Source organism: Flagellimonas algicida, assembly GCF_049629585.1.
In the GTDB taxonomy this organism is placed as follows: Bacteria; Bacteroidota; Bacteroidia; order Flavobacteriales; family Flavobacteriaceae; genus Flagellimonas.
The window spans coordinates 1-12,198 of sequence record NZ_JBMYIX010000002.1 but is presented as its reverse complement, the minus strand read 5'-3'; the positions used below and the strand labels follow the sequence as shown (position 1 = coordinate 12,198).

Here is a 12,198-nt window from a genome sequence, read left to right as displayed (position 1 = left end):
TGGAGCTTGATTAAACATATGCAGCAATTGAAAAAACGACTTGGACTTGTGGGTTTACTAGTGGTTTTTCTTGGATGCTTTTCAGTATCCGGACAACAAGATCCCCAGTTTACCCAGTACATGTATAACACCATGAGTGTGAATCCTGCCTATGCCGGTTCCCAAGGTTATCTTACGGCCTTGTTGTTGCACCGTTCCCAATGGGTGGGCATCAATGGGGCACCAAATACCCAGGTCTTGGCGGTAGACACGCCTTTGGAAAATAAATTGGGTGTGGGCGGTATTTTGGCCCACGATGCACTTGGGCCTTCTTCAGAGATTTTTGTCGATGGCAATGTGTCCTACACCATACAATTGGACAGCACGAACCGAAAACTCTCCTTTGGGCTAAAGGCTGGCGGACGGCTTTTTGATGTGGATTTCTCCAAAGGGTTGACCGAGAATCCCGATATGGCCTTTCAAAACAATATCAAAAGCAAATTTTTCCCGACCATTGGGGCGGGACTGTATTACCAAACCAAGGATAGTTATTTGGGATTTGCCATCCCCAACTTCTTTTCTCAAAAACATTATGATGGCGAAGAACAGGAAATCGCAGCGGAACGGCTCCATTACTATTTTATAGGGGGAAAAATGTTCGAGGTGACCCCCGAAGTGGTGCTTCGGCCATCCTTTTTTATAAAGTGGGTCCCTGGTGCACCGATTATTTTGGATGTTTCGGCCAATGCCATCATCAGGGAGACCTTCACCTTTGGTGCGGCCTATAGATGGGATGATTCCTTTTCCGTGTTGTTGGGACTCCAAATCAATTCCAATTTGAATGCGGGCTATGCCTACGACCTAACATCATCCAATTTAGGGGCTTACACCGGGGGAAGCCATGAACTGTTTCTCAGATATCAATTTAAAGAAATGAAAAAAGCGGCAGCGTCCCAGTGACATTACCCTGCACCATACACCAAACATAGAACCTAACCTCATGCAGCATGCCTTCAACATACGTTGGAGGCTTTTTTATAAAAAAAATCAAAGTGGTGCAACCCTTTCATTTTTGATTTGTCATTGGGATAGAATGAAATAGAACTATTTTTAGCGTCATTGAATAATCGGCCAGGATTTTTGGAAGCAAACGTACGTTTTACGCACCAAGCTTTGGTGGAGCAGAGCAAACAAGGAAACCCCAACGCACAATACCAGTTGTATGGATTGTACGTGGATGCCATGTTCAACGTTGCCATGCGCTTACTCACCATTCGGGAGGATGCCGAGGATGTCTTGCAGGAAAGCTTTGTGGAGGCGTTTAAAAAATTGGACACATTTCGGTTTGAAAGCACTTTCGGGGCATGGCTCAAACGGATTGTGATCAATAGGAGCATCAACCACTTAAAGGCAAAACGGTTGCTGTTCGCTTCCATGGAAAATGAAGGGGAGCCCGTAGAGGAAGATGAAAAATTGGAGGCGGATGATTTTGAAATGGAAAAGATAAAAACCGGTCTGGCCCAATTGCCGGAGGGGTACCGACAAATCATCACCTTGTATCTGATCGAAGGGTATGACCATGTTGAGATTGGGGAAATCCTTGGAATAACCACTTCCACTTCCAAGTCGCAATACCACCGCGCTAAAAAGAAACTAATTCAAATTGTAAAGGAGTTATGATGGACAATTTTGAAAAACGTATTAGGGAGAACAAAGAAGCTTTTAACGTTCACAAGGTGGACAGGGACAAGCTTTGGAAAAACATAGCCTCCCAATTGGAGGAGAAAACGGAACCCAAGGTGATTCCACTTTGGAAATCGAGAGGATTTAAGGTGGCGGCATCCATTGTGTTGCTGGTGGGACTTTCACTGACGGCATTTGTAACGATGAATGCCCCAAGCCAAAATATAGAGGGGTATGCCAGTGAGGAGCTTTTGGAAATAGACATGCATTATCAGCATTTGGTCCATCAACAGGTATTGTTGATACAGGAAAATCCAAAACTTTCTGCCATGGACAAAGAAGAGTTTTTGTCCTTTATGGATGAGCTGGACGAGGAATACATGCAACTAAAACTGGAAATGCGGGACAATCTGGACAATGAACGGGTGCTCGAAGCTATTGTGAACAATTATAAAAAGCGTATTGAGTTGATAGAGAATTTGCTGAAACAGATAAACGCTTCAAAAAACGAAATGGATTATGAGGGATATACACTATAAAACCTTGATTACGGCACTGATGGTGTCTTTCTGGACCATTGCCACCCTCGCACAAAGCGAACACAGCAAGCAATGGAACAAGACCTATGATCTCTCCCCTACGGGCAAGGTGCATATAGAAAATAAGTATGGGAATGTGGTCATCAATGGATGGGGCAGGGACCAAGTCAAGGTGTCCGTTTCCATACAAGTGAACCATAGGAAGGATGAAAGCGCGGAAAAACTATTGGAGCGGATTCAGCCCAAGGCCATCCAAGCCGGAAATTTTATCCAATTCATATCCGAAATAAAAGATCGTGATGCCAATCTTTTTGCCAAATATTTCAGCAAGGCCAATCCGTTCGATTTTGATAAATCCAATGTGCAGATAGATTATGAAGTATTCCTGCCCATCAATGCGGAGCTCAATATCAACAATAAGTTTGGGGACATCATCATAGATGCATGGGAAGGGGATTTGGAAACGGACCTCCAGCATGGGGATATTTGGATCAATAGCGATATATCAACGGCCAAGGCCGATATGCGCTTCGGAAAGTTCAATGCCCGGAACATGGGGTACGGGAATATTAAAATGGACAATGGTTCCATTGACATTGAACATGCCCAAAAGCTGAAAATTTTAAGCAGTGGTAGCGATATAGCATTAGATCAAGTGGCGGATTTGGAACTCTATTCCAGTAAAGATGAAGTGGAATTGATGATGGTAGGAAGTCTTCGGGGGGATTTTAAATTTTCAAATGTTGACATTGCCGATGTAACAAATGGGATGTTCCTCACACTAAGGATTGCGGATGTGGACATCAAAAAAGTGTCCAAACCTGATGCAGACATCAATATTGTACAGGAATCCTCCGAGATCAACATGAACGTTGCGGGCTTGGCCTTTGACTTTGGAGCAACCTTGGAGCAAGGCCTGCTGCGGGTGCCCAAAACCTTTACAAACATTAAGACCAATGTGACCAATGAAGGAAGCAAGATTCGGGATATCACGGCAAGCTATGGCAACGGGACCAAGGGGAAATTTACCATCAATGGAATCAAAGGAGTAATCGTCCTTACCGATTGATGCAACATAAAAGTTGCTGAGGATGCAACCCTTTAAAAATTTGAATGTCTTTAAAACGAAAACCAAAAAACGAAACATGATACGACTGAAACCAATACTTCCCATACTTCTTTTCGGATGTATGGCCATGGGGCAAGCCCAAGAGGAAGTAGACTACATTGAATTCAACGACCGTAAGAATGTAGTGCACGGGGTGTACTTGGGACTCACCACCCATTACGGGGAGATCAAGGGAAAATCTACCTATTTGGGCGGACTTAAGGTGGCCTATGTGGCCAACCGACAATTTGAAGTGGGATTTGCAGGGGTCTTCTTGTACTCTGAACAGGACAATCCCAGAACCATCAATGAAGATTTGATAGGAGCATACGGAGGGCTTCACTTGGAGCCCATACTTTTTAGCAAGTCGGTGGTGAACCTTTCCTTTCCCTTGCTCATTGGGGCCGGGGGTGTGGGTTATCTGGGGAATGACTTTGACGACCGTATTGGCGATATTGACGAAGATGATATCGATGCCATTTTCGTGGCCGAACCTGGGGTGAGCCTGCTGTTTAATATTTCTAGATACCTGCAATTGGAAGCCGGGGTCAAATATCGTTTTTCCAGCAAGCTGGAATTGGATGCCAGTCCGCTCCGCAACATCAATGGGTTTTCCGGGGGAATTGGACTCAAAGTGGGCGTTTTTAATATGGGACGTAATCGGTATAAAAAACACCTGCGCAATGGCCAATAAATCAAAAAACAACAGACAATCATTGCGTCAGGCAGTGGTGGCCAGACACGTGTTCTCACAAAATGGGACCGTGTTCTTGAGAAGCGCCCAAAACCTTGAAATGAACGAGTGGTCCGCCATAAACTTTTATTGGATGCCCGTACTGAAATTGGAACGGGAACTCGGCTCATAACAACTTTTTCTTAATCTAATCACATCAAAAAATGAATGGTATGAAATCAATTCAAAGGATTGCTATTGCCCTATTTTTGGGCTTTACAGTAACATCTTGTGTCCAAGAAAGTATATGGGTTTCGGAGGAGGTATCTACCCGTGACTATGACTTTGACAACATAAGGGCACTACAAGTTTCATCGGATTTTAGGGCCTACGTTACTTTTTCCGATACAGAGGAAAAGGTTTCCATCAAGGCCAATGACAATCTGTTCAGAAGGATAGATGCCTACATGGAAGGGAGTAAACTGGTGGTTAAACTGGAGAACAATGTTCGGGTCAGGGGGAAGGAGACCATGGAACTGTATGTGACCACCAAGAATATTTCCAAGTTCAAGGCGTCGGCAGATGCGGCCATCTATATGGAAAGCCCCATAAACACCAATACGGTTTCCATTGAACTGAGTTCCGATGCCTATTTTGAAGGGGACATCACGGCAGATGATTTGGAACTCCACATGGCTTCGGACAGTGAGGCCGAAATGTATCTGGATGTGCAGGATGCATATTTGAACCTTTCGTCCAGCTCCAGACTGCAAGGCGAGTCCAAGATAAAAGATGCCAAGATAAGACTTGCCTCGGATGCCGAAGTGGATATGGTAGGAACGGTTGAAAGCCTGGATGCTATCATGTCTTCGGACAGTGAGCTCAAGGATTATGGATTTGAAGTACAGGATTTGCGGATAGACCTCACATCGGACAGTGATGCCTTCTTAACGGTTACCGGCACCATAGATGTTACGGCCAACTCGGATAGTAGATTGTATTACAAGGGCGATGCGGAGATTATCCGGCAAGTGTTGTCCAGTGATGGAAAAGTCATCAAGAAATAGCCTTATCTTTATATCCTTGGTTCCCATGGAAGGGATTTTGTAAGGATTGAAAAGGTAATTGATGGAACAGAACGAGCTATACCCTATATTTTTAAAGGCCTCCCACTTGAACATACTTATTGTGGGAGGAGGAAATGTGGGCTTGGAAAAACTGACTTTTCTATTAAAGTCCAGCCCCAATGCCAATGTACAGATGGTAGCCCCGGAATTTTTGCCCGAAACCTTGGAATTGGCCAATAGATATAAGGTAGAGATTACGAGAGCAGCCTATGATCAGAGCTTTTTGGAAGGCAAGCATATGGTGGTGGCCTGTACGGATAAGGTGGAGGTGAACGAGCAAGTATATCATGATTGTAGGGAGCGTAGTATTTTGGTGAATGTGGCCGATAACCCGCCTTATTGTGATTTTTACATGGGAGGGATTGTTACCAAGGGCAATGTAAAGGTGGCCATTTCCACCAATGGGAAATCCCCGACCACAGCCAAGCGGTTACGGCAGTTTTTTGAGGATGTGATTCCGGACAATATAGATGATTTGGTAAAAAACCTTAATGAATACCGCAAGACCTTAAAGGGCAATTTTGAGGAAAAAGTGGAGACCCTGAACGAGTTTACCAAAGGTCTGTTGGATGGAGAACCCAGCAAACGCCAAACCAAAGAATAGGTTTTTGCTAAAGTCGTTTCATGGCTTCTATGAGCTCATCTTTTTTCCTTGGGGAAATGCTAACATGCATATCGTTGCTCATGATGATATACCCCCCATCCGATTTGACGTACTTCTTTACTTCATTCAGGTTGATGACATAGCTGTTGTGTACCCTCATAAACTGATAATCCCCCAATAGATTCTCATATTCTTTGAGGTGTTTGCTCACCATAAGAGTATTCTCATTGCGTAGAACAAAGGAGGTATAGGAGCCATCTGCCTTACAAAGGACAATTTCTTCAATGGCAATGAACTCCATGCCGGCCGTAGTGGCCAAACATATTTTTTCTTGTCTGTGGTTCTCTTTGGATAGACTCTGCATTAGGGTATCTATCTGTTGCCGGTACACATTGGTGTCCATGCGGTTTCGGGCCTTTTCTACGGCATCTTGCAGTTCGCTCAGGTCAATGGGCTTTAACAAGTAATCAAGGGAACTGAACTTGATGGCCTTGATGGCATATTTTTCAAATGCCGTGGTAAAAATGACCTCAAAACTAGGGTCTTTAATTTGGGTGAGGACATCAAAACCTAATCCAGATTGTAGTTCAATATCTAGAAACACTACATCTGGGCTATATACGGAGAGGACTTTGACCCCTTCAGATACGGAACTGGCTGTTGCAATTACTTTAACGTCCTTGCAGAATTCCTCAAGCATTGATTTTAAGGTTTCCCTGCTGTGTTTTTCATCTTCAATGATAATTACTTTTAAGGTCATTGGGCTGGCTGGTTTTGGTGGTTATTTTACCTTATCACTCTTTTGCATTGTACTTTCTAAGCATAAATTGATGTATTTTCTTTCTTTTTTTGAAAGAATAGTATTATTTCATATATTTGACATATTAGGAAAGGCTGTGCTCTACCGTATTTTGATTAAATACGAGTTCAGCGTATTGCCTAAAATGTTTTGAATTCATTGTGAATGTTTAAGTTATGAATTATTTTTTTGATTTGTAACTGGTGTATCTATCCTTTTGCGCAAAAAATGTATTTCTCCACTTTTAATTATTGATCTAAAGGATTTTTCTTACTGTTTTTACTGTTCATGTTCTTTATTGATTCACGTGTTTTGATTTGAAGATTTGTAGGTGAAAGTCAATGGATAGATTTGGGACGTTGTGAAGGAAAGAAACCATATCATTATCTATCCTGTTCTGCTGTAAAGGGGGAGGGAGTCCAGAGAAGAAATAGGGTTTCATGTATTGATGAGGTTGTTTTTGGCACTTGTGACGATTTAAATTAATATAAAACTCACCATGTTCGTTCTTTCATATTGCTGTTGCGCAGCATAACCCCATACTTGCTTTTAGCACTTTTAAAAAGAATTACTGATGGTGAGTTCATTGACGTTTGATTGGATTAAAGCAGTTGGGCCGCACTATCTTCATCGCCAGAACTGAAGAATAGAGTTTTGATGTCTACGTACGGCCCAGTATATTTTTCTGTTAGTATTGTTTTAGATATTGCAGTAAAACTAATTACCTTACCTATATTTTTTTGCTGTGATTTGACGTAAGCATGTTTTGGGTTTATGGATTGTACGTTTGAATTAACGGAAGTCATAAAAGATAATTCCAAAAGCTAATATTGATACTTTGAAATGGGGTTTCCACAAAACAGGGAAACCCCATTTTCAGACATATAAATGAACACTAAAAGTTTTACTGGACGCTAACATACTCTTAAGACAATACGTTCATCCTGTTGAGATGAGTTCTTGTTTGTTGGAAGGTAATGAGGATGCCTTACTATTATAATGGGGTCTTTTACGAGACGGAGCCACAAAGTGTCCTTTAAAATCAATAGCGGCTATATTGCTGAGATACCCAAGGATATCCTCATAGCTGTTCCAATTTATACCGGCTCTTTTTAGGTTTCTATGGATGAGTGATTTTTCAGATTTTATAGCCCAATTCCCATAGATTTTTTTATCGTTGGATTTAATGATAAGGATTTTCAATTTGCTTAGGTGCCATGCGGGCACATAGAAATTGGTGACACCATCATTAAGTGACTTAAAGGTTACATATACCTTACCAACATTTTTATATACACTGGCCGTATACCCCATCTCAGTATTGTTGAGCGGGAGCTTAAGGCAGGCATCTTTGGATTCCAGATAGAATAGGATGGGATATGTATTAAGAACCTCTTCTGTAATCTGTGGGACATCCAAAGTAAATGACCAACCAGGCAATTGCTTTGTTATATCAATGGACAGTAATTCTACGGTGTTTGAATGCTCTTTTACATCTTTTTTATATAACCCGTTAGGTGTGAAGGGTCTATTAAAAAGATACAGCGGGTATCCAATGATGATGGCGGCACAGACCAAGGTCCAAATTATAGTGAACAGTTGCATAAGCGTTTGTCTTTTGGTTAAAAATTGGGAACTTTTTTAAACTTAAGTCTAAGTAACAAATTCTGTTTGGACCTCATGCCCATGAATATACGAATGCCCCTTTTGAATTGACGGATAAGCATCTGTCGACAAAACGCTTTTTTAATCGATGAAATACACTTCAGTATGGGAATGGTATTCCATAATCACGATTTTAAACGGTTCAGTGCTCCCCATCATTCATTTCCTCCTCCAATTGTTCAACAATTTTCATAACATCATAGTTGGCAATCTTTCGGGTGCTGTAATTTCTTTTGATGTGGTTTACATAGCTGTGTATTTCCAGGGTATAGTAATTTTCCAATTCAAATATGGAGTCTTCCTTGAATTCAGTACTTTCACCTATTGTTCTTTTTCCGTATGATCTTGCGTGGTACACGATTTTAAGACTATTGCCGTCTTCATCTATCCATTCAATGGTCACTTCAATGAAATCATCCATGCGTTCCCTGAGTTTATAGGTGGCCTGTCTGGGAATTTTGCCAAGTTCGTATTCAGACTTTATCAAGTCTAGAATCCATTTTTCTAGAAAGTTTTCTCTCATGTCGGTTAACTTTTTGTTTAGGTGTTCTGATTTGGGTCTATTTCAGATCTAATAATTGTTTTTGAGGTTGATGGTTCAAATCCCATATTGGGATGGGTTGGTTTTTTCAATGGACCAATAATTATATGGTCTATTGGAAAGCAAATGGTTTGGAGATTGAAGCATATTGCAAAGGGAGGTTGGATAATAGGGCAATATGCGGGGAAGGTTGAGTAGCTTGAATAATATCAATTCATATGTAATATATTTTTTAACCAATTCAAGGTTTTTGTTCGGGCCTTGGAGCTTTGGGTATTGTCATCGGTATCAAAACCATGGCCAACTCCTTCATAAATGTTAAGCTCAACAGACTTCCCTTTTTCGGCCAATAGGCCCGCTAAGCATAGAGAACCTTCGGAAAGGGAATCCCCTGTTGGGATTTGAAATAGAATAGGGGCATAGTTTTGGTATATATTTTTTTCCAACGCCTCGGAGTTACAAGGACTACTGCCCCAGTAATTGTACCCGCCAGACCCTCCATAATAGAATACGCCACCGGCAAACCCTTGCAGGGGTCTTGGCTCAGGGGACATTACCCCGGAAGAAGTATCATATTCCTTCCCCCCAAAACTTTGTGTCCATTCCCAGCCGGTTGGTGTTGTGTTGGTGTCATATAGTGTTGATATAACCGAAGTTCCACCATCTGAAAACCCCAATAGACCTATATCCGCTGAACGTACAACTGGACTCCCATCCTTGAATTTTAGTTTTCTGAGTTGGGACATTGCAGCATTGGCATCCCTCGATCGTATAAATTGGGAACTGATCTTAAAATTATCCGGGGCTGTTTCCCATTTTCCACTTTTCTCAGTAGCACCCCGTCCTGAAAAACTGTCAACAAAGGCTCCAACCATACAGTTATTGTCTAACAGCTCCTTCCATTCACGGAATTGACTGGTCATAGTTAGGGTTTCAGGGTTGTCATCCTTCCACATACCGCCGGAGCCATGTAGCACTACAACAGCTGGTAAAGGAGAATTGGCATCACAATCTTTAGGAACGGACAGGTATACAGGAACCCTCACATGATGTACCGGAATATAGATAATGGTATCACGGGTAGATGAGTTGATAACAATCTCTCGTATTTCAGAATCAAAATAGCCATCATCATCACTGCAGGATGAAAAGGCTAAAAGACCGCAAAAAATTATGGGGATGCTAAGTAGTTTGAATGATTTGGGAAATGACTTCATAATCTAATAGTATTAGTTTGTTAATAAGTGCATGTACAGTTTGAAATGCCTTGGAAGAGGTCAATGCCCAAGGTAAGGACGTGGGTTCCTGTGGAGTATCCCAATATTTCGTTCATGACGAGCTGATAGGAATATCCAAAATAAAAATCTCCTTTTTTCAACCCTGTGATAGGGGCAATATAAAGAGGCGTTCCAAGTTGATCGTTCAAAAACCTATAGGTTAGACCAACATAGTAGTAATCAATAAAGTCATACTTTCTTATTTTTAAATTAACGTCGGTCACGGACCTATTGTCATTTTCAAAGTATTGTAGAAATATTGAAGGTTCTATTTCGTAATCCGATCTTTTGGTTTTTCGGTACTTGTACCCTGTATAGAGATAATAGTTCCTGAGAGTATTGGGTTCAAAAATTGGATTGAACTTTTTAAAATCTTTATTTAAAATGTTGCCAACATTCAAACTCATGTAAAAGCCTCCTTTTCGATAAAGAAACCCTAGGTCAAAATTGGGATTACTTGATGATCGGTCGTCCACCACAGCTTGATCATTGTTGTCCTCAAAGTTTTCAATGTCTATTCTAAACTGGTTTAGATTGAATGACATGGCCATGGAAAAAAAATGATTTTCATATTTGTTAATGGTCAAATGATGGGCGAAAGAAACTTTACCACCGCGTTGTTTGGTCTCACCATTGGAATCATTGTAGAGCACCATTCCGATGCCAGACCTATTTCCCAAGCGAACATCGGCAGATAAGGATTGGGTGTCAGGGGCATCCCGTACACCTACCCATTGGGTAAGTCCATTCATGCGGACTTTTACATAGTTTCCAATCCCTGCATAAGACGATGACATTAAAAATGGATTGTCCGATAGGTATTGGGATAATTGCGGAATGGTCAACTCTTGGGCATTTGAAATACACAGATGTAACAACAATATTATTTTTATAATTCCTTTCATCGCTAACTCATTTTATCTGTATAAGGTAAAGTGCCCAACAAACTCTCGGTCAGAGCCATCATTCAATTTTATGATGTACCAATAATCACCAGAGGGTAAGGGCTTTGATTCGTAATGGCCATCCCAACCTTCATCCATGGCTCCCATGATTTTGATTTTCCTTCCATATCGATCAAAAATGTAAGTTTGCACATCTGGGAACCACTCCATGTTCCTTGGTCTCCAATAATCATTCTGCCCATCATTGTTTGGAGTGAAGAAATTGGGGACCGATATTTCAATCAGGGTCATCGTTATGGTTTCTGTGGTTTCACAACCGTTATTGTCCACAACCCTTACTTGGAAAGTTCCGCTCCTATCAATGGTGAATGTGTTTGATGAACTTCCAGGATTATCCCCGAAATAATAGGTGTAGGGAGGACCCCCCCCGGAAGCATTGGCGGTTATTTCATTTACATAAACAGTCGCCAAAGAGAGGCTAAGTGGCTCAACATGATCTATGGAAAAGGGAATTTCCAAAAGACAACCGTTGGTATGCAATATGGATAATGAATGATTTCCTGGAGTGATGTCTTCAAAATCTGGAGTCATTATAAAATCATTGGGGCTTGTGGAATCTAGGGCGTAGAGAACAGCATTACTGATGGATGGGTCGGACAGTGTGACCGCAATGGTATTGGAAGGCAATCCGGAATCACATAAATATATGGGCTCTATGGATGCATCAAGATTGGGCCCACCGGCCAAGATTTCAAAGTTGGCTTCAGATTGACAACCATTTTGATCTATGACGGTCAATGTATGGTTTCCAGCTGATAAATTATCAAAGGAAAAAGCATTCTGGTTAAAGATTGTGGATGGCATTGAATCCAATTGAACGGTTAGAGGCAGATTTGTATTGAAAACATTCACATGTGCTATACCATCTTGGCTTTGCCAACAAGTCTCATTCTCTACGTTGGTCGATATCTCAAATCCAGTGATGGTCACGGTAAAGGAGTTCTCCATATCGGTGCAGGACCCGTTGCCGGGGCTGAAGACGTAAATCGTTGTTGTGGTGTTTATGTAGTCTCCTACTGACAGTGCGTTGCCGCCCCCGTTGGGTGCATCAAAATAGTTGCCGTTGGCCAGGGCGGGTAGGATGTAGGCGTCACAGCTCTCGACATCCAAAGGTGCATCGGGCTGTGGTTGTTCGGTCACGGTGACCGTTGCCGTTGCGTCCGTGGTGCAGGGTGCCGTTGCGGTCACGGTATAGGTGTACACGCCCGCGCCTGCGAAGGCTGGGCTCCATGTTCCTC

At 41.9% G+C, this 12,198-nt stretch carries 14 protein-coding genes; 8 read left to right on the top strand and 6 right to left on the bottom strand.

All coding sequences use genetic code 11. The features are described from left to right. Positions 1-18: 18 nt before the first annotated feature. From ACPD8L_RS08810 to ACPD8L_RS08775, 8 genes are all read left to right on the top strand, one after another. Positions 19-939: a PorP/SprF family type IX secretion system membrane protein gene (locus tag ACPD8L_RS08810; RefSeq protein ID WP_293303378.1), complete on the top strand. Its 921-nt coding sequence runs from the start codon at positions 19-21 to the stop codon at positions 937-939. A 180-nt stretch (positions 940-1,119) separates the two neighbouring features. Then, positions 1,120-1,659 carry an RNA polymerase sigma factor gene (locus tag ACPD8L_RS08805; protein ID WP_181898161.1) on the top strand — a complete coding sequence of 180 codons (540 nt, stop codon included), beginning with the start codon at positions 1,120-1,122 and terminating at the stop codon, positions 1,657-1,659. Next, positions 1,656-2,201 (top strand): hypothetical protein, encoded by a 546-nt coding sequence (locus tag ACPD8L_RS08800; RefSeq protein WP_423943000.1) that lies wholly within the window; start codon positions 1,656-1,658, stop codon positions 2,199-2,201. Before ACPD8L_RS08805 ends, ACPD8L_RS08800 begins: the two co-directional genes overlap by 4 nt. After that, positions 2,182-3,270 carry a hypothetical protein gene (locus ACPD8L_RS08795; RefSeq protein WP_116217026.1) on the top strand — a complete coding sequence of 363 codons (1,089 nt, stop codon included), beginning with the start codon at positions 2,182-2,184 and terminating at the stop codon, positions 3,268-3,270. Before ACPD8L_RS08800 ends, ACPD8L_RS08795 begins: the two co-directional genes overlap by 20 nt. Positions 3,271-3,346: 76 nt before the next feature. Further along, complete coding sequence (locus ACPD8L_RS08790) at positions 3,347-4,003, top strand: hypothetical protein (protein WP_147300818.1); 657 nt, start codon at positions 3,347-3,349, stop codon at positions 4,001-4,003. Further along, positions 3,993-4,175 (top strand): hypothetical protein, encoded by a 183-nt coding sequence (locus ACPD8L_RS08785; protein ID WP_116217028.1) that lies wholly within the window; start codon positions 3,993-3,995, stop codon positions 4,173-4,175. Before ACPD8L_RS08790 ends, ACPD8L_RS08785 begins: the two co-directional genes overlap by 11 nt. Positions 4,176-4,215: 40 nt before the next feature. Then, complete coding sequence (locus ACPD8L_RS08780) at positions 4,216-5,049, top strand: GIN domain-containing protein (protein WP_423942997.1); 834 nt, start codon at positions 4,216-4,218, stop codon at positions 5,047-5,049. Between the two features lie 61 nt (positions 5,050-5,110). After that, positions 5,111-5,713, top strand: coding sequence for a precorrin-2 dehydrogenase/sirohydrochlorin ferrochelatase family protein (locus ACPD8L_RS08775; RefSeq protein ID WP_423942995.1), 603 nt, complete (start codon positions 5,111-5,113; stop codon positions 5,711-5,713). Between the two features lie 7 nt (positions 5,714-5,720). Here ACPD8L_RS08775 and ACPD8L_RS08770 read toward each other — a convergent pair whose 3' ends face one another. From ACPD8L_RS08770 to ACPD8L_RS08745, 6 genes are all read right to left on the bottom strand, one after another. After that, positions 5,721-6,473: a LytR/AlgR family response regulator transcription factor gene (locus ACPD8L_RS08770; RefSeq protein ID WP_116217031.1), complete on the bottom strand. Its 753-nt coding sequence runs from the start codon at positions 6,471-6,473 to the stop codon at positions 5,721-5,723. Between the two features lie 978 nt (positions 6,474-7,451). Beyond that, positions 7,452-8,117 (bottom strand): hypothetical protein, encoded by a 666-nt coding sequence (locus tag ACPD8L_RS08765; RefSeq protein ID WP_423942993.1) that lies wholly within the window; start codon positions 8,115-8,117, stop codon positions 7,452-7,454. A 202-nt stretch (positions 8,118-8,319) separates the two neighbouring features. Further along, positions 8,320-8,700 carry a hypothetical protein gene (locus ACPD8L_RS08760; protein WP_293303372.1) on the bottom strand — a complete coding sequence of 127 codons (381 nt, stop codon included), beginning with the start codon at positions 8,698-8,700 and terminating at the stop codon, positions 8,320-8,322. Between the two features lie 227 nt (positions 8,701-8,927). Further along, entirely contained in the window at positions 8,928-9,935 is a 1,008-nt protein-coding gene (locus ACPD8L_RS08755) for a dienelactone hydrolase family protein (protein ID WP_423942992.1), read from the bottom strand. Between the two features lie 20 nt (positions 9,936-9,955). Continuing rightward, on the bottom strand, positions 9,956-10,900 hold the full coding sequence (locus ACPD8L_RS08750; RefSeq protein ID WP_116217037.1) for a PorP/SprF family type IX secretion system membrane protein: 945 nt from the start codon (positions 10,898-10,900) through the stop codon (positions 9,956-9,958). Between the two features lie 12 nt (positions 10,901-10,912). Continuing rightward, positions 10,913-12,198: T9SS type B sorting domain-containing protein (locus ACPD8L_RS08745; protein WP_423942990.1), on the bottom strand; the 1,286-nt coding region annotated here is incomplete at its 5' end.